At 64.6% G+C, this 22,094-nt stretch carries 29 protein-coding genes; 17 read left to right on the forward strand and 12 right to left on the reverse strand.

Annotated features, from left to right (window positions below):
* Positions 1-52 precede the first annotated feature (52 nt).
* The 8 genes from BMX43_RS01010 to mutM all read right to left on the reverse strand — a co-directional run bounded on the left by BMX43_RS01010 (position 53) and on the right by mutM (position 7,527).
* The gene (locus BMX43_RS01010; RefSeq protein WP_091295502.1) at positions 53-673 is read right to left on the reverse strand and encodes a LysE family translocator; all 621 of its coding nucleotides are present in this window, start codon (positions 671-673) and stop codon (positions 53-55) included.
* A 4-nt stretch (positions 674-677) separates the two neighbouring features.
* Positions 678-1,106, reverse strand: a complete 429-nt coding sequence (locus tag BMX43_RS01015; RefSeq protein ID WP_091295504.1) for a VOC family protein — start codon at positions 1,104-1,106, stop codon at positions 678-680.
* Positions 1,103-2,200 carry a DNA replication/repair protein RecF gene (recF, locus tag BMX43_RS01020; protein ID WP_091295507.1) on the reverse strand — a complete coding sequence of 366 codons (1,098 nt, stop codon included), beginning with the start codon at positions 2,198-2,200 and terminating at the stop codon, positions 1,103-1,105. Before recF ends, BMX43_RS01015 begins: the two co-directional genes overlap by 4 nt.
* A 67-nt stretch (positions 2,201-2,267) precedes the next feature.
* Positions 2,268-3,386, reverse strand: coding sequence for a DNA polymerase III subunit beta (dnaN, locus tag BMX43_RS01025; protein ID WP_091296991.1), 1,119 nt, complete (start codon positions 3,384-3,386; stop codon positions 2,268-2,270).
* Between the two features lie 142 nt (positions 3,387-3,528).
* Positions 3,529-4,893, reverse strand: a complete 1,365-nt coding sequence (dnaA, locus tag BMX43_RS01030) for a chromosomal replication initiator protein DnaA (RefSeq protein WP_091295510.1) — start codon at positions 4,891-4,893, stop codon at positions 3,529-3,531.
* Positions 4,894-5,405: 512 nt separating this feature from the next.
* A complete protein-coding gene (gene rpsT, locus BMX43_RS01035; protein WP_091295513.1) occupies positions 5,406-5,675 on the reverse strand; it encodes a 30S ribosomal protein S20 in 270 nt (89 codons plus the stop codon).
* Positions 5,676-5,827: 152 nt separating this feature from the next.
* Positions 5,828-6,604, reverse strand: a complete 777-nt coding sequence (locus tag BMX43_RS01040) for an enoyl-CoA hydratase (RefSeq protein WP_091295516.1) — start codon at positions 6,602-6,604, stop codon at positions 5,828-5,830.
* A gap of 71 nt (positions 6,605-6,675) precedes the next feature.
* The gene (gene mutM / locus BMX43_RS01045; RefSeq protein WP_091295519.1) at positions 6,676-7,527 is read right to left on the reverse strand and encodes a bifunctional DNA-formamidopyrimidine glycosylase/DNA-(apurinic or apyrimidinic site) lyase; all 852 of its coding nucleotides are present in this window, start codon (positions 7,525-7,527) and stop codon (positions 6,676-6,678) included.
* A gap of 96 nt (positions 7,528-7,623) precedes the next feature.
* Between mutM and ubiE the strand changes: the two genes are divergently transcribed.
* Together ubiE and ubiB are read left to right on the forward strand one after the other, a co-directional pair.
* Positions 7,624-8,373, forward strand: a complete 750-nt coding sequence (gene ubiE / locus BMX43_RS01050) for a bifunctional demethylmenaquinone methyltransferase/2-methoxy-6-polyprenyl-1,4-benzoquinol methylase UbiE (RefSeq protein WP_091295522.1) — start codon at positions 7,624-7,626, stop codon at positions 8,371-8,373.
* The gene (ubiB, locus tag BMX43_RS01055; RefSeq protein WP_091295525.1) at positions 8,374-9,897 is read left to right on the forward strand and encodes a 2-polyprenylphenol 6-hydroxylase; all 1,524 of its coding nucleotides are present in this window, start codon (positions 8,374-8,376) and stop codon (positions 9,895-9,897) included.
* Position 9,898: 1 nt separating this feature from the next.
* Here the strand turns inward: ubiB and BMX43_RS01060 are convergent, their stop codons facing one another.
* From BMX43_RS01060 to BMX43_RS01070, 3 genes are read right to left on the reverse strand one after another with little or no spacing between them, the layout of a single operon-like run.
* Entirely contained in the window at positions 9,899-10,717 is an 819-nt protein-coding gene (locus BMX43_RS01060; RefSeq protein ID WP_091295527.1) for a phosphotransferase family protein, read from the reverse strand.
* A 41-nt stretch (positions 10,718-10,758) separates the two neighbouring features.
* Positions 10,759-11,406: a flagellar hook capping FlgD N-terminal domain-containing protein gene (locus BMX43_RS01065; protein ID WP_091295531.1), complete on the reverse strand. Its 648-nt coding sequence runs from the start codon at positions 11,404-11,406 to the stop codon at positions 10,759-10,761.
* Positions 11,407-11,417: 11 nt separating this feature from the next.
* Entirely contained in the window at positions 11,418-12,344 is a 927-nt protein-coding gene (locus BMX43_RS01070; protein ID WP_175481985.1) for a flagellar hook-length control protein FliK, read from the reverse strand.
* Positions 12,345-12,492: 148 nt separating this feature from the next.
* On the opposite strand from BMX43_RS01070, the gene BMX43_RS01075 reads away from it, so the two are divergent.
* The 6 genes from BMX43_RS01075 (at position 12,493) to BMX43_RS01100 (ending at position 16,216) form a co-directional block, all read left to right on the forward strand.
* Entirely contained in the window at positions 12,493-12,780 is a 288-nt protein-coding gene (locus tag BMX43_RS01075) for a rod-binding protein (protein ID WP_091295540.1), read from the forward strand.
* On the forward strand, positions 12,770-13,105 hold the full coding sequence (locus BMX43_RS01080) for a hypothetical protein (protein WP_091295545.1): 336 nt from the start codon (positions 12,770-12,772) through the stop codon (positions 13,103-13,105). The genes BMX43_RS01075 and BMX43_RS01080 overlap by 11 nt, the downstream gene beginning before the upstream one ends.
* A 208-nt stretch (positions 13,106-13,313) precedes the next feature.
* Positions 13,314-14,531, forward strand: a complete 1,218-nt coding sequence (locus BMX43_RS20335) for a flagellin N-terminal helical domain-containing protein (RefSeq protein WP_091295549.1) — start codon at positions 13,314-13,316, stop codon at positions 14,529-14,531.
* Between the two features lie 73 nt (positions 14,532-14,604).
* Positions 14,605-14,982 carry a flagellar biosynthesis regulator FlaF gene (gene flaF / locus BMX43_RS01090; protein WP_091295552.1) on the forward strand — a complete coding sequence of 126 codons (378 nt, stop codon included), beginning with the start codon at positions 14,605-14,607 and terminating at the stop codon, positions 14,980-14,982.
* Complete coding sequence (gene flbT / locus BMX43_RS01095) at positions 14,979-15,383, forward strand: flagellar biosynthesis repressor FlbT (protein ID WP_091295555.1); 405 nt, start codon at positions 14,979-14,981, stop codon at positions 15,381-15,383. The genes flaF and flbT overlap by 4 nt, the downstream gene beginning before the upstream one ends.
* Entirely contained in the window at positions 15,380-16,216 is an 837-nt protein-coding gene (locus BMX43_RS01100) for a DUF1217 domain-containing protein (RefSeq protein WP_091295558.1), read from the forward strand. The genes flbT and BMX43_RS01100 overlap by 4 nt, the downstream gene beginning before the upstream one ends.
* Here BMX43_RS01100 and BMX43_RS01105 read toward each other — a convergent pair whose 3' ends face one another.
* On the reverse strand, positions 16,217-17,527 hold the full coding sequence (locus BMX43_RS01105; protein ID WP_091295563.1) for a FliI/YscN family ATPase: 1,311 nt from the start codon (positions 17,525-17,527) through the stop codon (positions 16,217-16,219). It abuts the gene before it with no gap.
* Between the two features lie 84 nt (positions 17,528-17,611).
* Here BMX43_RS01105 and BMX43_RS01110 point away from each other — a divergent pair, with 84 nt between their 5' ends.
* From BMX43_RS01110 to BMX43_RS01150, 9 genes are read left to right on the forward strand one after another with little or no spacing between them, the layout of a single operon-like run.
* Positions 17,612-17,995, forward strand: a complete 384-nt coding sequence (locus tag BMX43_RS01110) for a FlgB family protein (RefSeq protein ID WP_091296995.1) — start codon at positions 17,612-17,614, stop codon at positions 17,993-17,995.
* Positions 17,996-17,998: 3 nt separating this feature from the next.
* Positions 17,999-18,379: a flagellar basal body rod protein FlgC gene (flgC, locus tag BMX43_RS01115; protein WP_091295565.1), complete on the forward strand. Its 381-nt coding sequence runs from the start codon at positions 17,999-18,001 to the stop codon at positions 18,377-18,379.
* A gap of 11 nt (positions 18,380-18,390) precedes the next feature.
* The gene (fliE, locus tag BMX43_RS01120) at positions 18,391-18,681 is read left to right on the forward strand and encodes a flagellar hook-basal body complex protein FliE (protein WP_091295569.1); all 291 of its coding nucleotides are present in this window, start codon (positions 18,391-18,393) and stop codon (positions 18,679-18,681) included.
* The gene (locus BMX43_RS01125; protein WP_091295573.1) at positions 18,678-18,944 is read left to right on the forward strand and encodes a flagellar biosynthetic protein FliQ; all 267 of its coding nucleotides are present in this window, start codon (positions 18,678-18,680) and stop codon (positions 18,942-18,944) included. The genes fliE and BMX43_RS01125 overlap by 4 nt, the downstream gene beginning before the upstream one ends.
* A gap of 1 nt (position 18,945) precedes the next feature.
* Complete coding sequence (locus tag BMX43_RS01130) at positions 18,946-19,659, forward strand: flagellar hook-basal body complex protein (protein ID WP_091295576.1); 714 nt, start codon at positions 18,946-18,948, stop codon at positions 19,657-19,659.
* Positions 19,660-19,668: 9 nt separating this feature from the next.
* Positions 19,669-20,454: a flagellar basal-body rod protein FlgG gene (flgG, locus tag BMX43_RS01135; protein WP_091295579.1), complete on the forward strand. Its 786-nt coding sequence runs from the start codon at positions 19,669-19,671 to the stop codon at positions 20,452-20,454.
* Positions 20,454-20,876, forward strand: coding sequence for a flagellar basal body P-ring formation chaperone FlgA (gene flgA / locus BMX43_RS01140; protein WP_091295582.1), 423 nt, complete (start codon positions 20,454-20,456; stop codon positions 20,874-20,876). Before flgG ends, flgA begins: the two co-directional genes overlap by 1 nt.
* 7 nt (positions 20,877-20,883) lie before the next feature.
* The gene (flgH, locus tag BMX43_RS01145; protein ID WP_091295586.1) at positions 20,884-21,603 is read left to right on the forward strand and encodes a flagellar basal body L-ring protein FlgH; all 720 of its coding nucleotides are present in this window, start codon (positions 20,884-20,886) and stop codon (positions 21,601-21,603) included.
* A gap of 6 nt (positions 21,604-21,609) precedes the next feature.
* On the forward strand, positions 21,610-22,092 hold the full coding sequence (locus tag BMX43_RS01150; protein WP_091295589.1) for a flagellar basal body-associated FliL family protein: 483 nt from the start codon (positions 21,610-21,612) through the stop codon (positions 22,090-22,092).
* Positions 22,093-22,094 lie beyond the last annotated feature (2 nt).

Below are 22,094 nucleotides of genomic sequence, written 5' to 3' on the forward strand. Positions count from 1 at the left end.
AGTTATAGCGGGCGGGGGGGGGAATGTCACGCCTTGGGCAGAAGAAATGCCGTCACCCCAGCGCGATGAACAAGCCAACCCCCACCAGCAGGATGCCGGAACCAAGGTTGAGCCGGTGAATCGCCTGCGGGCTGGCCAGCACTTGCCGTGCGCGATCAAGAAACAGGGCGAGGCAGAGGTTGCCCAGCATCGGCACCGTGGCCGAAATCAGCAGGATCGCCGCGATGTCCAGCGCGGTGACGCGGCTGAGGTCGAAGAAGCCGGGCAGCACCCCCATATAGAACAGGATCGCCTTGGGGTTGCCGATCACCGCCGCCACCCCCACCGCGAAGCCCGCCCACATGCCGGGCCGGGTGAGCCGACTATCGGCCTGCAGCGTGGCGGCGGGTTTGCGGATGAGCAGCACCCCCATGATGATGAAGGTCGCCGCCGCCACCCAGCGCAGCGCATCCAGAAACCCGCCATAGACCGACAGCACCCAACTGAGCCCGAACACGGCACAAAGTGGCCAGATCAGATCCCCCAGCGCCACACCGACCGCCAGCGGCCAGGCGGCGGCAAAGCCACCCGACAACGCGCGCGCCACCAGCGCCACCCAGACCGGACCGGGGATGACCCAGAGCAACAACATCCCCCCTGCGTAAAGCAGAAGATCGAACGGGGCGATGGTCATAAGCTCACTCCGGCAAGGTCAGGCTGCCATCGGCGGCAAGCGGCCAGAACGGGTTCATCGCCAGTTCCCACACATGGCCATCCGGGTCGGCCCAATAGCCGGAATAGCCGCCCCAGAACACCTTTTCGGGCGCCTTGAGCGCGGTGCCCCCGGCGGCCAATGCAGCGGCGAAGGCGGCATCAACCTCGGCCTCGGTGGTAAAATTCTGCGCCAACGTCACGGCGCCGGTGCCTAGTGTGGCACCCGGCCTGCCCTGATCGGCGGCCAGATCCGCGCGCCCGAACAGGCCCAACACCGCGCCATGCATCTGGAAGAAGGCCACGCCGGGCTGGCTGTCCTTGTGTTCCTGCCAACCCAAGCGCGCATAGAAGGCGCGGGCGGCGGCAAGATCCGCCACGCCTAGGGTGATGAGCGTTACGCGCTGCGGGGTCATGGCTGCACCTCGGTAATCATGGACTGGCCGCCCTCATCGGCGACAAGGACGTTTTGCGCCCGCGCGCCCAGACTGTCAAACAGACCCGGCTCGGTACCGGTCATCAGCGCCTGCGCCCCAAGGGCGCACAGCTCGTCATACAGCGCGGCGCGGCGTCCGGCATCCAGATGGGCGGCAACTTCGTCCAGCAGCAGGATCGGCGGGCTGCCCAGATCGGCAGACAGCGCGCGGGCATTGGCCAGGATCAGGCTGATCAGCAGCGCCTTCTGCTCGCCGGTGGAACATTGATCGGCAGCCACCCCCTTGGTGCTGAACACCGCCGCCAGATCGGCGCGATGGGGGCCTGCCAAGGTGCGCCCGGCGGCCATGTCGCGCCGCCGCCCCTCGGCCAGCGCCTGCGCCAGATCCGCCGCCGCGCCCTCGGGATGGGTGATCGCCAGATCGGCGCGGGGAAAGGCGGTTTCCGCCCCGTCCTGCGCCTGCATCAGCCGTGCCACGGCCTCTGCCCGGTTGGCGGCGATCTGCGCGCCTGCGGCAGCCATCTGCGCCTCCAGCGCGCGATACCAATGCGGGTCGGCGACCTGATCCTTCAGCAGGCGGTTGCGGTCGCGCATCGCCTTTTCATAGGTCAGCACCGCCTCAGCATGATCGGGGGCAAAGCTCAGCGTCATGCGGTCCAGAAAGCGCCGCCGCCCCTCGGCGGCCTCGATCCACAGCCGGTCCATGCTGGGCACCAGCCAGACCATGCGGGTGATCCGCGCCAGCGCGGCCTGCGGCGCGGACTTGCCGTCAATGCGCACAAGGCGCGAGGCGCCCGGCTCGGCCCAGGTTTCCACATCATGCGCGGCACTCAGCCCGGCCACACGGGCCGCCACCTTCCAGCCGATTGCCTCAGGCCGGCGCGCCAGATCTTCGGCGCCCGCCCGCCGCAAGCCCCGCCCCGGTGACAGCAGCGACACCGCCTCAAGGATATTCGTCTTGCCCGCCCCGTTCGCCCCGAACAGCGCCACGGGCCGCCCGTCAAACACCAGCCGCGCCGCGCGATGGCTGCGGAAATGCGACAGCGCAAGCGAGAGGATCGCCAGACCGCTCACATGTTACACTTTCATCTTGGCAAAAATATCCCACGGGGGTCCGGGGGTGTGAAACCCCCGGGGCCGGTCACACGCGCATCGGCATGACGACATAGACCGCCGACATGTCATTGCCTTCGCGCATCAGCGTCGGATCACCGGACGAGTTGAACAGGAACACCGCATTTTCCCGATCCACCTGCGAAGCGATTTCCAGCAGATATTTGGCGTTGAAGCCGATCTCCAGCCGCTCATCCGCATAGGCCACGGCCAGTTCTTCTTCGGCAGCGCCGCTGTCGGGGGCGTTGACCGACAGGATCAGCCGATCCTCGTCCAGGCTCAGCTTCACCGCGCGCGAGCGTTCGGAGGAGACGGTTGCCACACGGTCCACCGCCTTGGCGAAATCGGAGGCGTCCACCTCCAGCCGGCGGGTGTTGTTCATCGGGATGACGCGGGTGTAATCGGGGAAGGTGCCGTCGATGACCTTGGAGGTCATGGTGATCGCCGGGGTGGCGAAGCGGACCTTGGTTTCCGACACGGACACCGCGATCTGCATCTCGTCATCGTCCAGCAGCTTGCGCAGTTCGTTCACCGTCTTGCGCGGCACGATGACGCCGGGCATCCCCTGCGCGCCTTCGGGCAGCGGCGCGTCGATTCGGGCCAGACGATGGCCATCGGTCGCCACGCAGCGCAGCACCGGGCCGGTTTCGCCGGTCGCGACATGCATATAGACGCCGTTCAGGTAATAGCGGGTCTCTTCGGTGGAAATGGCGAATTTCGCCTTGTCGAACAGGCGGCGCAACACCGGCGCGGGGGCCGAGAAATTGGTGGCATATTCGCTGCTGGCCATCACCGGAAAATCTTCCTTGGGCAGCGTGGCGAGGTTGAAGGTCGATTTGCCCGCCGTCACGGTCAACCGTCCCGCCGCGCCATCCTCGGCCAGCGTGACCAGCGCGCCATCGGGCAGCTTGCGCACGATTTCATGCAGCATCACTGCGGATACGGTGGTGGCTCCGGGGCGTTCGACCATGGCGGGCGCACGGTCCACCACCTCGATGTCCAGATCAGTGGCGCGGAAGCTGACCTGCGCGCCCTCCGCCTCGATCAGCACATTGGCAAGGATCGGGATCGTGTTGCGACGCTCCACCACCGACTGCGCCTGTCCCACGGCCTTGAGCAGCGTGCCGCGTTCGATGCTGATCTTCATCCCTGTCATCCCTTGCATTCTGCGGCCCGAAAGGGGCCAATCGGCGGGAAACCGAAACTATCCGGTTCCCGCTGATCATCAAGCCTTTTCGCGGACTTTCAATTGCTTTGCACGGGCCGTCAAGCCCGCGCGCGCCAGCGGCTCAGGCCTGAAGCAGGCGTTTGAGAAGCTGAAGGTCATCGGCCAACTGGCTGTCGGTCGCCATCAGCTCTTCGATCCTGCGCACACCATGCATGATGGTGGTGTGATCGCGCCCGCCGAAGCGGCGCCCGATTTCCGGCAGGCTGCGCGGGGTCAGCTGTTTCGACAGATACATCGCCACCTGACGCGGCCGCGCGATGGTGCGCAGGCGCTTGGGGCCAATCATGTCGGACAGGCGGATATTGTAGTGTTCCGCCACCTTGCGCTGGATTTCCTCGATCGTGACCTTGCGGTCCGAGGCGCGCAGGATATCGGCCAGACAGTCCTGCGCCAGATCCAGCGTGATTTCGCGCCCGACCAGCGAGGCGAAGGCAAACAGACGGGTCAGCGCGCCTTCCAGCACGCGCACGTTGGTGGTGATGCGATGGGCGAGGAATTCCAGAACGCCGTCGGCGATCTTCAGGCCCTTGTATTGTTCGCGGTAGAATTCGGCCTTCTGCTGCAGGATGCCAAGGCGCAATTCGTAATCGGTGGGGTGCAGATCGACCACAAGGCCGCATTGCAACCGGCTTTTGATGCGCTCCTCAAGATCCTTGATCTCGCCCGGGGCGCGGTCGGCGGAAATGACGATCTGTTTGTTCTGATCGACCAACGCGTTGAAGGTGTGGAAGAATTCTTCCTGCGTGCTGTCCTTGCCGGCGATGAACTGCACATCATCGACCATCAGCACATCGACCGAGCGGAACAGTTCCTTGAAATCCATGATCTGACGTTCGCGCAGGGCCTGCACGAAACGATACATGAACTGTTCGGCGGACAGATACAGCACGCGCAGATGCGGCTGGCGGGTCTGCAATTCATGCGCAATGGCGTGCATCAGGTGGGTCTTGCCCAGCCCGACGCCACCATAGAGGAACAGCGGGTTGAAGCTGACCGGGCCACCTTCGGACACGCGGCGGGCGGCGGCATGGGCCAGCTCGTTCGGCTTGCCGACCACGAAACTGTCAAAGGTGAACCGCGAATCCAGCGGCGCACCCGGAAGCTCTTCATCCGGCAGACGCGACTTCGGCGCGGCTTTGGCGCGGGCCACGGGTTTTGCAGCGGCCACAGGGGCGACCGTCCCGCCGGTGGTCACCGCGAATTCCAGCCGATCCACGGTTTGGCCCGCTGCGTTGAGGTGATTGCGGATGTGATCGCCATAGTTGCGCAACACCCAGTCCCCGAAGAACGAGGTGGGCACTTCGAATCGTGCGACACCGTTCTTGAGCTGCGACAGCTTCAGCGGCTCGATCCAGGTGGTGTAGTTGTTCTTTCCAACACGTTTTTGCAGTTGCTCACGAATCTCGCCCCAAGTTTCGTTTGTCATTCCCAGTCAACCCGTCCCGCGCCATTCTTGGCCTGATTGGGGCGCATACACCGCCCATTTCGCTAAACATGCACAGCGCCCGGCCCCGCTTTGGCGGGATCGGACACGCGGTTCCGCATGTCTGGGAACGGGCACGCAACAACCAGCACGCCCGGGAAAACCCGGTCATGCCGTTCGATGCAAAACCCTTGCAGCGCCAAGCGGCGCCAATAATAACCCGTTGATTACGAACCCGTTTCGGAACCTTCAGCGGCAGCACGAAGGGTGGCAGCCCGGTACGCGGATCGCAATCACGGTGAGTCCCCCAGGACAATGTGAATCGCAGGGCCAAGCTACCAAGCTGGGTCAGGCGCCTGCAACCGATCTTCACTGTTGACACATGTTTGTCGCAGCGAATCCCGAAGCCTGTGCAAAAGCGCCACGGCGCGCCATTTCAGCGGGCGAAACTGCCCTTGCGGAACGCAAAAAGCGCGCCCGAAGACGCGCTTTTCAAACGGGTTTGAGACCGAATCTCAGGCGGTGGCCAGAGCCTTCACGCGCGACGACAGGCGCGACATCTTGCGGGCCACGGTGTTCTTGTGCAGCACACCCTTGGTGACGCCACGGGCCATTTCCGGCTGGGCAGCGGCCAGCGCGGTGGCTGCGGCAGCCTGATCGCCCGAGGCCAGCGCCTCTTCAACCTTGCGCAGGTAGGTGCGGATGCGCGAACGGCGGGCCTTGTTCACGGCATAGCGGGCTTCCGACTGACGGGCGCGCTTTTTGGACTGGGGCGAATTTGCCATTGGTCTGGTTCCTATCGGATCGTTTGCGTTTCATTTGCACAAAAGACCCAAGACCCCCGCCCATAATAGCGGAACTGATTCTTGCCTATAGCGGGCCCACGCGCATGTGGATTGGGCCTATAGGGCAAGAACCAGCCGAAGGGAAGCGGAAATCAGCGGTCGCGGAACTGCGGCTGACGCTTTTCAAGGAAGGCGGCCATGCCTTCTTTCTGATCCTCGGTTGCGAACAGGGCGTGGAACACCCGACGCTCGAACAGGATGCCCTCGCGCAGCGTCGTCTCGTAGCTGCGGTTCACGCATTCCTTGACGACCATGGTGGTCAGCATGGATTTCTCGGCGATCTTGGCGGCGACCTTCTTCACCTCGGTCAGCAGATCCTTGGCGGGCACGACGCGCGACACCAGCCCGCAACGCTCTGCCTCGGCGGCATCCATGAAGCGGCCGGTCAGGTGCATGTCCATCGACTTGGACTTGCCGACAAAGCGGGTCAGCCGCTGCGTGCCGCCGATGCCTGCCACCACACCGAGATTGATTTCGGGCTGGCCGAATTTCGCGGTGTCGGAGCAGATGATGAAATCGCAAGCCATGGCGAGTTCGCAGCCGCCGCCCAGCGCATAGCCGGACACGGCAGCGATGATCGGTTTGCGGGTGCGCAGGATGGCGTCGGAATCGCCCGCAAAGAAATCGGACGAGAACATGTCGACGAAGCTTTTCTGCGACATTTCCTTGATGTCGGCCCCGGCGGCAAAGGCCTTTTCCGAGCCGGTGATGATGATGCAGCGCACGGCGTCATCGGCATCGGCCGCGTGCAACGCGGTGGCCAGTTCGGACAGAAGCTTGCTGTTGAGGGCATTGAGCGCATCGGGCCGGTTCAACCGGATCAGCGCGACATAATCCTCGATCTCGACGATCAGTGTTTCATAGGCCATGCGGAGGCTCCCCTTTGGTCTGGCCAGACTCCTAGCAGTCTCGTCGCGCGGCGCAAGCCACCTTGCCGCCGTTACCGCTGACAGTGCGGGCAGAAGAAACTGGAGCGACCTGACTGCACCAGACGATGCACAAGTGCCGCGCAACCGGGCGTCGCGCAGGGCTGCCCCTCGCGGCCATAAACACGGAAGCTGTGCTGGAAATAGCCCAGTTCGCCATCGGCCTGCCGGTAATCGCGCAGGCTGGAGCCGCCGGCCTCGATCGCTTCGGCCAGAACATCGCGGATCAGCGGTACGAGGCGGGCGGTTTCGTCGGCAGAAAGGCTGAGCGCGCGGCGTTCGGGGTGGATACCGGCACGATACAACACCTCGCAGACATAGATATTACCAAGCCCTGCCACGAGATGCTGATCCAGCAGCGCCGTCTTGATCGGGGTGTTGCGCCCTGCCAGACGGGCCGCCAGATAGGGCGCGTCGAAGGCATTGCCCAGCGGTTCGGGGCCGAGCACCGCCAACAGCGGGTGCGCCTCGGCCCCGGCGGTGGGCAGCAGATCCATCGCGCCAAAGCGGCGGGCATCATTGAAGGTGACGCGGGCGCCGCCCTCCATATCCAGCACCACATGGTCATGTTTGGCCGGGGCGGGATGGTCGTGGTGAAAATCGCCCAGTTGCGCACCGGAAATCAGCATCCGCCCCGACATGCCCAGATGGATCAGCAGGCTTTCGCCCGAAGACAGATCGGCAAGGATGTATTTCGACCGGCGCCGCAGCGCCAGGACCTGCACGCCGGTCAGCCGTTCCGCCATCTGTGGCGGAAAGGGCCAGCGCAGCCCCGCGCGGTTCACCTGCGCATGGGCGATCACGCGGCCCGCCATCACCGGCTCCAGCCCGCGGCGGACGGTTTCGACCTCTGGCAGTTCAGGCATTCGGCACCTTTGGACAGTTCGGCGCATTGCAGCGCCCGCGTTGCGGCCTATAAGGAGTCCCAAAGCCGCGCGGCGGCAAGAGCGGAAGAGCCCGGCATGAGCGACGAACAGCAAAAGACCCATTTCGGCTTCCAGACGGTGAACGAGGCCGAAAAGGCCGGAATGGTGCATGGCGTCTTCACCCGCGTGGCCAGCAAATACGACATCATGAACGATGTGATGAGCATGGGGATTCACCGTGTCTGGAAAGATGCGATGATGGACTGGCTGGCGCCACGACCGGGGGCGAAACTGCTGGATGTGGCGGGGGGCACCGGCGATGTGTCGTTCCGCTTTCTGAAACGGGCGCCGGGCGCCCATGCCACCGTGCTGGACATGACGGAATCCATGCTGGTCGAAGGCCGCCAGCGCGCCGAGGCCGACCATATGGCCGACCGGCTGAACTGGGTGGTGGGCGATGCGATGGCCCTGCCCTTCCCGGCCAATACCTTCGACGTTTACACGATCAGCTTCGGCATCCGCAACGTGACGCGGGTGCAAGACGCCCTGAACGAGGCCTACCGCGTGCTGCGCCCCGGTGGGCGGCTGATGGTGCTGGAATTCAGCCAGTTGCCCAACGCGGCGATGCAGAAGGCCTATGACCTGTACAGCTTCAACGTGATCCCGGTGATGGGCAAGATTATCGCAGGTGACCGCGACAGCTATCAGTATCTGGTCGAAAGCATTCGAAAATTCCCGGATCAGGAGACATTTGCCGCGATGATCCGAAAGGCGGGGTTCGGGCAGGTCAGCTATCGCAACCTTTCGATGGGGATCGCGGCGTTGCATTCCGGGTGGAAGATCTAAGTGCGCGGCCCCCACAACATCATCCGCCTGATCCGCACCCTGGCCACGCTGGAACGCACCGGCGCCATCGGTGTGGTGCTGGAGGCGATGGATGCCCCGCCCCGGCTGCGGGCCGTGGCCCGGGTGCTGGGCTGGCCGTTCAAATGGCTGGGGCTGAAGGGTGACCCGGCACTACCCCCCGCCACGCGGGCGCTGACCGCGCTGGGGCCGGCCTATATCAAATTCGGCCAGATCCTTTCGACGCGCCCCGACATCGTGGGTGACGAACTGGCGCTGCAGTTGAAATACCTGCAGGACAAGCTGCCGCCCTTCCCCGTGGAAGTGGCAAAACGGATGATCGAGGAGGAGCTGTCGCTTCCGGTCGATCAGATGTTCAGCAGCTTTTCCGAACCCGTCGCCGCCGCCTCCATCGCGCAGGTGCATCGGGCGCGGCTGGCCGAGACGGGCGAGGATGTGGCGGTGAAGGTGCTGCGGCCCGGCATCGAAAAGGCCTTCCGCAAGGATATCGACGCTTTCTATTTCGCGGCGCGCGCGATTGAAACGCTGTCGCCCGCCTCGCGCCGGTTGCGGCCGATGGATGTGATCCGGCATTTCGAGGGTGTGGTGCTGGGCGAGCTGGATCTGCGGCTGGAATCGGCGGCGGCCGCAGAGTTTGCAGCGAATACGGCCAAGGACGAAGGGTTCCGCGTGCCGCAGCCGGTCTGGCATCTGTCGGCGCGGCAGGTGATGACTCTGGGCTGGGCCGAGGGCGTCTCGATGTCCGATAACGCGGCGATCGACGCGGCGGGGCATGACCGGACGGTGCTGGGCGCGCGGGTGTTGCAACTGTTCCTGAACCACGCTTTGCGCGATGGCTATTTTCACGCCGACATGCATCAGGGCAACCTGAAGGTCGGGGCAGACGGGGCGATCATCGCCTATGATTTCGGCATCATGGGGCGGCTGGATGAATATACCCGCCGCGTTTACGCCGAGATCCTGTTCGGCTTCATCCGCAAGGATTACCGCCGCGTCGCCGAGGTGCATTTCGAGGCGGGCTATGTGCCAGCCGACCGCGAAATCGACGAATTTGCCCGCGCCTTGCGGGTGGTGGGCGAGCCGATCTTCGGCATGGATGCCAGCCGAATCTCGATGGCACGACTTTTGTCCTATCTCTTTGAAGTCACAGAGAGATTCGGGATGGAAACACGGACGGAGCTGATCCTTCTGCAACGCACCATGGTGGTGGTGGAGGGCGTGGCGCGCTCGCTTGATCCGCATATCAACATCTGGCAGGTCGCCCATCCGGTGGTCGAGGCTTACATCGCGCAGAATGTCGGGCCGCGCGCGCTGCTGCGCGATCTGGGCAAGACGCTGCAGGTGGTCGCGCGGTTCGGGCCGAAACTGCCGGGCATGGTGGAGGCGCGGCTGGTGCAGCAGAACGCGGGGCCAAAGCCCGCGCCACATGCGGTGCATCCGGTGATCTGGATGACCGCCGGGGGCGCGCTGGTCGCGGTGGGCGTGGCACTCGGCGCGCTGCTTTAGGTTACAGCGCGGCACATTCCAGTTTCAGGGCGGTGGCGTAATCGGCGTCACCCTCTGCCGCACGCAGGGCGCAATGCGCGGCGATGCGCCAGTGCAGCAGCGGGCGCAGGGCGTGGTAGCGGGCGATAACGACCGGATCGGGATAGGCGGCGAGGAAGGCCGCAGTTTCTTCAGCTGTCAGCGGGTCGCCGCGATACAGCTGCTGCATGGCGGGCGACAGGAACAGCGCAAGGTCATCAACCGGATCGCCCGCGCCGGGGCATTGCCAGTCGATCAGGGTCAGCGTGGCAAGGGTGGCGATCATGTTGCCGGGCACCGCGTCGCCATGCACAAGCCGAGGTCGTGCGGGCGCCACATCTGCCAGCGGGGGCAATGGCGGCAGGCCCGGCGGCGCAAAGCTTTGCGCATGGGCGGCAATGGCGGTGGCCCCCATCGGCAGTACGCGCAGGCCGGGCGGTGCGCTGCGGCTGTGCAGCCTGGCCAGCGCCCGCGCCACAGGGCGCGGATCGCGTTGCCAGATCGCACCGGGGCAAAAGCGATAGGCGATCCACCCATCGCCCCGATACAGCAGATCGGGCGCAAGGCCGCTGCCCGCCAGCGCCCGCAGCGCCGTCACCTCGGCCTGTGGATCGTTGGGGAACAAGGGGCGCGCCGCAGCGGGATCATACAGCTTCACCACTGTTTCGGCCAACCGCCACAGGCGGTTGCTGCGCCCGCCGGTCAGCGGCTGCGCCACCAGCCCGGCCAGATGCGGCAGCGCTGCCCGCGCCGGGGCAAGCGGGTCTGGCAGATCGGATCGGGGCGTGGCAACAAGGGTCATGGCAGCGCGCGACGCTATGCGCATGGCGCGGATCTGGCAAGTCAGCCCCGCACCGCCGTCACCTCGCCGATGCCGATTTCCACCCCCCCTTCCAACAGCAGCGACAGCCCGGTCGGACCGCTGCGCAGTTCTGTCACCCGCTGGTAAGAGGCCATTTCAGCGGCGCCGAGTTGCGTCTCGTCCCGATAGCTTTCGAGAGTGAAGACATAGCGCCCGTCCACCAGCGGCTGATCGGCCAGATCGACCGGCTCCCAGATAAATTCCGTGGTATCGGCAGGCAGATCGACGCGGTTGACCACGGTGCCATCGGCATCTTCGACCACCATCACCAGCCGGTCGGCGCCGCTGGGCGGGGTGGCCAGAAGCGTTACCGGCCGGGCATCGGTGATCTGCACTGGCGCAAGCGACCGCGCCTCGCGCCCCACCCAGCCCGCCATCTGACCCATGCCCAACAGGCCAAAACCCGATTGCATCGCCGTCAGCAGATCATTGGTCTTGGTCTGCTGTTCAACCCCCGAAAAGGTGGCGAGTTGCACCGCATAATCAGAACTGTCGATGGGGTTCAGCGGATCCTGATTCTGCATCTGGGTAGTGAGCAGTTTCAGGAATGTCGTGTAATCCGACACGATGGCCGAACCGCCAGAGCCGGCGGCAGTCGTCCTGCCCGCGGTGGCACCGGAAACTTGCATGGGCTATCCTTTCAGAACTTGATGTCGAGCCCGCGGCGCCCTGCGCGGCGGGTCGGTTGCGGCGGCGAGTCTGCCGGTTCGGGCAAGGGCGGGGTGGCCACGATCCGGGGCGGGGCGCGAGTGTCCGATGCACGGGCCTGCTGCCAATGCCCGAAGGACATCCGGGCCTCACGGTAGCCGGCATCATGCAGGTTCTGCACCAGCTCTGCCGCATGGCGCCGCAACAACTCCAGCGATACCGGCTGTTCTGCCGACAGAAGCACGCGGATCACATCACCCTGCGTTTCCATCGAAAAATGCAGCGGCCCAAGGTCTTCGGGCGCCAGTGTCAGCTCCATCCGGCTGTCGGTCTGGCCACATTCCGCTGCGCTATCCGGGGGCGAAGCGGCAGTTTCAGGGGTCATGGCCTCAGGCTCCGGGGGGGGAGGGGGTTCATGGTCCGCCACCGGAGCCGCAGGTTGAGGCGGCCCTGCCATCTGCGCGACGAACCCGGGAAGAGCGGTTGGGGGCAGGGCTTCCTCTGCAGCCTGAAACACCACCAGCCGCGCGACCAGGCCAGACCCTCCGGGCGCCTGTTCCGGTATTTGCCGGGTATTGCGCAGCGGCAGATCGGTGAAATCACCCTCCGGAGGAGCGGGGGGCGCGGCATCGGCAGAGGGGCTTGCCTCCTCTGGCTCCGGCATGATCCGGGTTTCGGTCAGCGTGGCTTCGGCAGGACCGGAGTCGGGCAGCGGGGCGGGGTCACCTCGGGCCACGGAAATCTCGTAAACCGTCCCGCCCAGCCGCAGGGTAAAGGCCACCAGCGGCGCAGCCGGGGGGCGCAGCATCGCAGCGGCCAGCGCAGGGTCGGGTTCCGGCGCCTCTTTCTCCTTCAGACAGGCCGCGAAACCCTCTGTCGCGCTGTCGCAGCCCGCTGGGGCAAAGGCTGCGGTCGGCATGAGGGGCGCAACCGGCGCCGGAAGGGTTTGGGGAATCACTGCACACCTCGATTTCAACCGCAACTGCCCCATTATCGCTGCAACTGGTTACCGGGTGTTTACCGCCTGCCCGCATCATGGCCTCATCGAAACCGAAAGGAGAGTTCGGATGACGGATGGTGTGACGGCCCCACCCCCCCTGCAGCGGGAGAGTGGACGGCTGGCCGTTTTGCGGCAAAAGGCGACGGAGCTGGAAAGCGTTTTTCTGGCCGAAATGCTGGGGGAAGCCGGACTCGGCGAGGTCAGCACCGGGTTTGGTGGCGGAATCGGGGAAGAGCAGTTTGCCTCGTTCCTGCGGCAGGAACAGGCCCGCGCCATCGTGGCCCATGGCGGGATCGGGCTCAGCGAATCGCTGTTTCGTGCCCTTGTGAAGGAGGAGGCACGGAATGACAGCTGACCCCCTCGCGCTGGAGGCGCTGCTTGACCGAATGCACGAGGCACTGCAGGGCGGTGACCTTGCGGCGCTGGAATCCCTAGCCGGGCCGCTGGCCGATGCAGGCGCCACGCTGGCGCCGCCACAAAGCCGGGCAACCTTGGAACGGTTGCGCCGCAAGGCTGCGCGCAATGATACGCTGCTGGCAGCCAGCCTGTGCGGCCTGCGTGCAGCGCAACGGCGCATCGCCGAACTGCGCAGCCTTGAGCAAGGATTTTCAACCTATGACGGCGCCGGGCTGAAACACCGCCACCCGCAGGATCGGGGCGCACTGAGCAAAAGATTCTGAAGCGATTCAAATGCCATGCAGTTGGCGCAAGCACGGCAGGCGATCTTAGCACTCTGTTAGAGAATGACCGGCAGAAATCAGAGGGCATCCCATGGTGGGGTGGCGCGGCAGCCGGAGCGGCTTCCGCAGGGATAAAACGCCCGGAACCGTCGCCTCGTGCGGCTCTCTTGCCTGGCCAAAGTGCGGGCATTTCGAAAGGTATCAGGACATGTCGTCCATTCTGACCAACACCAGCGCCATGATCGCCCTGCAGACCATGAAGGGCATCAACTCGAATCTGGAAAAGGTCCAGTCGGAGATCTCGACCGGCAAGTCGGTGGCCAATGCCCGGGACAACTCGGCCGTCTGGGCCATTTCCAAGGTGATGGAATCGGATGTTGAGGGGTTCGAAGGGATTTCGGACAGCCTTTCGCTCGGGTCTTCCACCGTGGGTGTGGCGCGTCAGGCGGCTGAAACCGTGACCGATCTGCTGACCGAGATGAAAGGCAAGATCGTCGCCTCGCAGGAAGGCAATGTCGATCGCACCAAGATTCAGGCTGATATCGTGGCGCTGCGCGACCAGATCTCTTCGGTTGTGGGGGCCGCGCAGTTCAACGGGCTGAACCTCGTCGACGGCTCGCAAACCTCGGTCGATGTGCTGTCCTCGCTGGATCGCAGTGCCTCGGGGGTCGCCGCCTCCAAGATCACCGTGACCGCGCAGAACCTCGCCATTGGCGGCTATGTTGCCAATGACGTGTTCAGCGCTTCGACCGGCGGCACGATCTCCGGGGCGGGTGATACTTTCGTGCTGTCGCTTGATGCCGCTGGCGGTTCGGATGACATCACGATTGCCGACGGCACCCAGGCCTGGGCGGCAGGGGACAAGGTCACCATGCGGATCGGCGAGAAGACCGCCTCCTATACGGTGACGGAATCCGATGTCGCCAGCGGCGCCAATACCGTGCCGGACCTGATCGCCGTGGGCATGAAAAACTCGATCGACGCGCTGGGGATCGATGGGCTGACCGTGGATTTCGACAGCGCCAATGCGGGGCAACTGGTCTTCACAAATGACGGGACGAGCGATCTGTCGGTCAGCGGCCAGTATTCGAATGCGGGCTCCGGCGGTCTCGGCGCGTTGAGCACGATCGACGTGACCACCGCTTCCGGAGCTTCCGACGCCCTGACAGCGATCGAAGGCATGATCCAGACGGCCGTGGATTCCGCCGCGTCCTTCGGTTCGGTCCAGAAGCGCATCGACATTCAGGCTGATTTCGTCAGCAACCTGACGGATTCGCTGAAAACCGGGATCGGCAGCATGGTCGATGCCGATATGGAAGAGGCCTCGGCCCGGCTGCAAGCGCTGCAAACACAGCAGCAACTCGGCATCCAGGCACTGTCGATTGCCAATCAGGCGCCGCAGAGCATTCTGTCGCTGTTCCGCTAAGGAAGACCCTGGCGGCGCGCCCGAACAGCGCGCCGCGTTTCCCTAAAGCACCACAGCACCGGAAGGATACGCCGTGCATTCCATCCACCTTGCCAGAACGGCTTATGGCCGACCTGAAACCCCTGTCCGCTCTAACCGCCAGATCGAATACGATCTTTTTGCCCGCATCACGCGGCAACTGACCGAAGCCAGCAAGCGACGGCGCAGCGATTTCCCCACGCTCGCCAAGGCGATCCATGACAATGCCAAGCTCTGGACCACACTGGCCGCCGATGTTGCAGGGCCCGGCAACGGCTTGCCCGAAAAGCTGCGCGCGCAGTTGTTCTACCTTTACGAGTTCACCGCCACCCACAGCCGCAAGGTGCTGAGCGAAGATGCCAGCGCCGAGGTGCTGATCGACATCAACACCGCGATCATGCGCGGCCTGCGTGGCGAGGGGGACGCGAAATGACCGGCCTCGTGCTCAAGCTTGGCCCGTTTGAACGGGTGCTGATCAACGGCGCCGTGGTGGAAAATGGCGACCGCCGCTCGCGGCTGGCGATCATGACGCCCAATGCCAATATCCTGCGCCTGCGCGACGCCATCCACCCGGAAGAGGTGAACACCCCGGTGCGGCGCGTGTGCTACATTGCGCAACTCATCCTGTCGGGAGATGCGGATGCGGCGGATGCAAGGATGCAGCTTCTGCGCGGCATCGAACAATTGAGCCAGGTGCTGACCGATGCCGATAGCCGGAGCCAACTGGCGCTCGCCACCAGTGCCGTGATGGAAGATCAGCATTATCAGGCGCTCAAGGCGCTTCGGTCCTTGCTGCCACGCGAGGAACGGCTGTTCGCCGCGCGACCGGCATGACCTATTCCGTGATCCTTCCGACCACCGGCTATGCGGGTTGGACCTTTCTCAAACGCACCGAAGACAGCCAAAAGCAGCGGCTTGCCACCGATGCCGCGCTAAAACGCGACGAAGATTATTTTCGGGCCAAGATCGGCGGCATCAAGACTGCCGAAGAGCTGGTCTCGGACAAGCGATTGCTGCGGGTGGCTTTGGGAGCGTTCGGTCTGTCGGATGATCTGAACAGCACCTACTTCATCCGCAAGGTGCTGGAGGATGGCACGCTGGACACTGCCGCGCTGGCGAACAAGCTGTCCAACAAGCAATATGCCGCGCTGTCTTCGGCCTTCGGCTTTGGCGACTACACGACGCCCAGCACCCAATTGTCGGATTTTGCCGACAAGATACTTGCGAAATACGAGCAGCAACAGTTCGAGGTGGCCGTTGGCGCGGCCGACTCGAGCCTGCGCATCACGCTTTATGCGGAACATGAATTGCCCGATCTCGCCGCAAAAAGCCTGAGCGAGGATGGAAAATGGTACACCGTTCTGGGGTCTGAACCCCTGCGGGCACTGTTCGAAACAGCTTTCGGCCTGCCCGCAAGCTTCGGCACGCTCGACATTGATCAGCAGCTTTCGGTGATGAAGCAAAAGGCCGATGCCCGGTTTGGCGATACCAGCCTGTCCCAATTCGCCGCACCCGAGGCCCAGCAAAAGCTGATCCGGGATTTTCTGCTGCGCGCCGAACTGACCTCAGGGCTGGGGTCGACCGGCACGAAAGCTGCGGCGGCGTTGCAGATCCTGCAGGCCGGACAAAGCAGCAGCGCATCGATTCTGGGCATTCTCGCGGGCTGATCACCTTTGCAGGCAGGCCGCGAGACGGCGGAAGCTATCCGCCACCCCATCCGGCGCCGCCTCGGCCAGAAAACCGTCGAGCGCGGGCCAGACCCGTATCGCGGCATCAACCAAAGGGTCGGAGCCTTTGGCATAGAGCCCCGCCTGAATCATCATCTCCGCCCGATCATAGGCGCCCAGAAGGCGGCGCGCTTCGGAAATCAGGGCGTTTTCCTCTGGCGTGGCGGCCTCTGGCAAGCTGCGCGAAACCGAGCGCAACAGGTCGATCGCCGGAAAGCGCCCGCGCTCGGCAATACGCCGGTCCATCACCACATGGCCATCCAGCACACCGCGCAGGATGTCGGCAACAGGCTCTTCCATGTCAGACCCTGCGACCAGCACTGAAAAGACCGCCGTGATGTCGCCCGCCCCTTCCGGCCCAGGCCCTGCCCGCTCGGCCAAAGCCATGATGTTGTGCGCGGTAGAGGGCGGAAAGCCCCGCAGATTGCCCTCTTCGCCCGAGGCCAGCGCCACTTCACGATGCGCCTCGGCAAAGCGGGTGATCGAATCGGCCAGAAACAGCACATGCAGGCCTTGATCGCGAAAATATTCGGCAACCGCCATTGCCGTCCAGGCACAGCGGCGGCGAGTCAGCGGCGATTGATCCGAGGTTGCCGCCACCACAACGCTGCGCGCCATGCCTGCCGGCCCCAGCACGCGTTCGGTGAATTCACGCAGCTCCCGCCCGCGTTCCCCGATCAGCGCAATGACCACCACATCCGCCTCGACCCCGCGGGCAAAACCCGCCAGAAGCGAAGACTTGCCTACCCCCGAGCCGGCAAACAGCCCGATCCTCTGGCCGCGCACCAGCGGCAACAGCGTATCGAATACCGCCGTTCCGGTGGCCAGCCGCCCGCCAAGGCGGCGCCTCTTGGCCGCAGCGGGCGCCGGTGCACGCAATTCACGCGTTGCAGTACCACGGAAAATTGGCTTTCCATCAAGAGGTTGACCATAGGGATCGACGATGCGGCCGACCCAGCTGTCATCCGGGGCTATGGTGGCGCGCCCCACAAGTTCCACCGCGTCCCCCAGCAGGGCACCCTCTGGCGCGCTATCTGCCAGCACCGAGGCCCCTTCACGCGACAGGCGCACGATTTCCCCCCCCACATCGCCCTGCCGCGTACGGATCATCACCCGATCTCCCAGCCCTGCTCCCCCCTCCACCCCAGTGACACGCAGCGTACCGCGCCCCAACTCGATGATCCGCCCGACCTGCCGCGCCACGGTGACAGAGGCGATTTCGGCCCGCAGGGCGGCAAAAATCTCGCGCATCGCTTTCTCCCTTTGTTCGCTGCTTACCGTTTCTAAAGGAATCACCCTTAAGCCTTGGTGAAGGTGATCGAGGGAGAAGCCCCGATGTTTGAAAAACTCGAAATCGTCAGAATGGCGCAGGCCATGGCGTCGCATGCGGCGGCCCGGCAGGCGGAAATCGCGCGCAATATCGCCCATGCCGATACGCCGGGATACAAGGCGCAGGATCTGGCGCCATTCGCGGAAGCCTATGCCGCGGATGGCGGCACGCTGCGGGCGACACGCACAGGGCATCTTGGCGTGGACAGCACGCCAGGGACCGAGACGCAGACCCGCCGCCCCCGCGGCGCAGCCTCGCCCGATGGCAATACCGTGTCGCTGGAAGCCGAAATGATGCGCAGCGCCGAAGTGCGCCAGCAGCATGATCTGGCGCTGTCGATCTATCGCAGCTCTGCCCGCATCCTGCGCACCAGCCTGGGACGGGGGTAAGCCATGGCCGATCTTCTGGGCGCCCTTTCGCTGTCTGCCTCGGGGATGGAGGCACAATCCGCGCGGCTGCGCCATGTGTCAGAGAATATCGCGAACGCCGACACCCCCGGCTACCACCGCAAGACGGTGAGCTTTCGCAGCGCGGTCGAGGGCGAAGGCGTGGAACCCGGCCCGGTGCGGCTGGATCGCACGCCGCTGACGCAGATCTACGATCCCGGCCACCCGCTGGCCGACGAGACTGGGCATTACGACGGATCGAATGTCGATCTCGTCATCGAAATCGCTGACGCGCGCGAAGCGCAGCGCAGCTACGAGGCAAACCTCCGGATGTTCGATCAGGCGCGGCAGATGTCGCAAAGCCTGCTGGAACTTCTGCGCAGATAAGGAGATCCAGAATGGATATGCGTACGAATATCGCCGCCCAGACCTATGCCAATGCCAGAACGGCAGCGGCCGCCCAGCCCGGAAGCGGCACATTGGGCGCCGGGCTGACCGACGCGGCAGAGGCATTCTCTGACGTACTGGCCCAGACGGAACAGACGGCCCGCGCCACCATGCTGGGCGGCGCGGACCCCCATGCGCTGGTTCAGGCGCTGTCGGAAAGCGAACTGGCAGTCGAAACTGCCGTCACCCTGCGCGATAAGGTCGTGGAGGCCTATCAGGAAATCCTGAGGATGCCGGTATGAGCGAGGAGCTGATCTACGATGTCCTGCGCCACGCGCTATGGATCGCGGTGCAGATTTCGGCACCGCTGCTGACCGTCGCGCTGGTCGCCGGGGTCGTCGTCGGCCTGTTTCAGGCCCTGACCTCCGTGCAGGAGATGACGCTGACCTTTGTGCCCAAGGTCGGTGCCATGCTGATCGTCTTCTGGGTGTCGATGAGCTTCATGACCGCAACGCTGGTCGGGTTCTTCACCGAACAGATCGTCCCGCAGATCGCAGGAGGCTGAGATGGATGCCGCCGGTTATACCACCCTGACCCGACAATCCGGCCTGATGCGCGAGATTCAGGCGATTGCCAACAACATTGCAAACAGCTCCACCTCCGGCTTCCGGCGCGAGGGCGTGGTGTTTTCCGAATATGTGCAACGGCTGGACGATTCGCCTTCGCTGTCGATGGCCCGCGCCTCGGGGCGCAATATCGACCTGACGCAAGGCGACCTGAACATCACCGGGGGCAGCTACGATTTTGCCATTCAGGGCGAGGGGTTTTTTCTGCTGGAAACACCGAATGGCAACCGGCTGAGCCGCGCGGGCAGCTTCATGCCCGCCGCCGATGGCAATCTGGTGAACCCCGACGGCTATCGCCTGCTGGACGCGGGCGGCGCACCGATCTTCGTGCCACCCGACGCGGGGCCGGTGGCGCTGGCCACGGATGGCACGCTGTCGGCAGGCGGCACACCGATTGCCCGCATCGGCCTTTGGGCACCGCAAGATCCGACGGCGCTGCGCCACGAGGGCGGCACGCTGTTCGTGTCGGATGCCGGGGAAGTGCCGGTGGAGGGCAGCAGCATCTTTCAGGGCCAGATCGAAGACAGCAATGTGAACGCCTTTTCGGAAATCTCGCGGATGATCGAGGTGCAGCGCGCCTATCAGGCCGGGCAGAGCTTTCTCGACAAGGAAGATGAACGGGCCCGCAGTGTCATCCAGACACTCGGTCGATAGGAGAGAGCCATGAAAGCGCTTCAGATCGCGGCAAGCGGCATGGCGGCCCAGCAGATGCGGGTCGATGTCGTGTCGAACAACCTCGCCAACATGTCCACCACCGGCTACAACGCCCGCCGCGCCGAATTCGCCGACCTGCATTATCAGCAGGAGGCGCGGCCCGGCACGGTATCGGCCCAGGATGGCGCGATGCTGCCGACCGGGGTGCAGCTTGGGTTGGGCGTGCGGCCCGCTGCCGTATCGGTCGTGCTGGCGCAGGGGTCTTTGGCCGCAACCGGCGGCGATCTCGACCTCGCGATTGAGGGGAAAGGGTATCTCGAGGTCACGCTGCCCTCAGGTGCCTCGGGATATACACGGGATGGCGCATTGAAACGCACGGGCGACGGGCTGATCGTCACCTCGGCCGGGCACGAGGTCGCGCCGGGGCTGACCATTCCCGCCGACGCGCGCAGCATCTCGATCAACGCAAGTGGCGAGGTTTATGCCTATTTCATCGATCAGGTGCAGCCGCAGTTGCTGGGCCAGTTGAACCTCGTGGGCTTCACCAATGAAAAGGGGCTGGAGGCCGTGGGTGGCAACCTGTTTCTTGAAACGGCGGCTTCAGGCCCGGCGCTGGTCGGAACGCCGGGGCAAGAGGGGCTGGGCACGCTGCGGCAGGGCTATCTGGAGGAAAGCTCGGTCGATGCCGTGCGCGAGGTGACGGAACTGATCAAGGCGCAGCGCGGATACGAGCTGAATGCCAAGGTGATCACCGCCGCCGACGAGATGCTGTCTGCAACCGCGCAGGTGCGGTGATGTGGCGAATGTTCTGTGCGATTTCCCTTCTGGGCGGGACGGCTGTGGCGGACACGGTGGTCCCCACCCGCACCATCCGCGCCCAGCAGATCATCGCCCCCGAGGATCTGGCGCTGCGCTCTGGCGATCTGCCCGGCGCGCTACGGACCCCGGACGCGGCCGTGGGGATGGAGGCGCGCGTGACGCTTTACCCCAACCGCCCGCTGCGCCCGGGCGATTTCGGCCCGCCTGCGCTGGTTGACCGCAACCAGATCGTGCCGCTGTTCTATGCCGCCGGCCCGCTGCAGATCCAGACCGAAGGCCGCGCCCTGTCGCGCGGCGGCGCGGGCGATGTGATCCGCGTGATGAACCTGTCCTCCCGCACCACCGTGACCGGCCATGTGACACCGGACGGCACCGTGGTTGTCGGCCCTGCCCCATGAGAGCCCGATGCGCCGTTTGATCCTGATCGCCCTGAGCCTGTCTGCCTGCGGCCGCCTGAACGAGGTGGGCCGCGCCCCGGCCTTCTCGCCGCTGGAAGGCAGCTACCAACACCACGCGATGTATTCGACACCGCTGCCCCGCGACGTGCCGCCCGCCACGCCGACCGACGCCTCCTCGCTCTGGTCCGCCAACCGCGATTCGCTGTTTGGCGAGCAGCGGGCGCAACGCAAGGGTGACATCCTGACCGTGGTGATCGAGATCGACGACAAGGCCGAAATCTCCAATTCCAGCGGGCGGAACCGGGCGGGCAGCGATCAGATGGGCATCCCTTCGTTCTTCGGCATCCCGCAACGGCTCGACGCCGAGTTGCCCGAGGGGGCGAGCATGGCAGATGCTGTGAACACCGGATCCAGTTCAAGCTATACCGGCAGCGGTTCGGTGGCGCGAGAGGAAAAGCTGATGCTCCGGGTCGCTGCGACGGTGGTGGAAGAATTGCCGAACGGGGTGCTGCGCATCGAGGGCCAGCAAGAGGTCCGGGTGAACTATGAACTGCGCGAGCTGATCGTGAACGGCTATGTCCGCCCGGCCGACATTACCCGCCAGAACGAGATTACCTATGACAAGATCGCCGGCGCACGCATCTCTTATGGCGGGCGCGGTCAGATCAGCGACGTGCAGCAGCCGCGCTATGGCCAGCAGGTCGCCGACATCATCCTGCCCTTCTGAGGTGCCATGAAACGCCTGATCCTTCCGCTTCTTCTCGTCCTTCTCGGTATCGGCGGCGGCATCGGCGCCGGCCTGTTCCTGCGCCCGGCCCCCGATCCCGAAACCGCAGGTGCAGCCCATGACGCGGCGGCGCCTGCCGAAGACCCCCATGCCGACCTGGAACACGCGCCGGAATATGTGAAACTGAACAATCAGTTCATCATACCGCTGGTCGAGAATGGCCGGGTCAGCTCGATGGTGGTGCTGTCGTTGAGCCTTGAGGTGGCGCCTGGCACGACCGAGGCGGTCTTCGCCAAGGAGCCGAAGCTGCGGGACAGCTTTCTACAGATCCTGTTCGACCACGCCAATACCGGCGGCTTCCGGGGCGCCTTTACCGATGGGGCGCAGCTATCATCCCTGCGCAAGGCCCTGCTGGAAACCGCGCAGAAGGCGATGCCGGACACGATCACCGATGTGTTGATCACCGACATCGCGCGTCAGGATTCCTGACC

Origin of the sequence: Gemmobacter aquatilis, from assembly GCF_900110025.1 — a bacterium.
Classification (GTDB): Bacteria; Pseudomonadota; Alphaproteobacteria; order Rhodobacterales; family Rhodobacteraceae; genus Gemmobacter; species Gemmobacter aquatilis.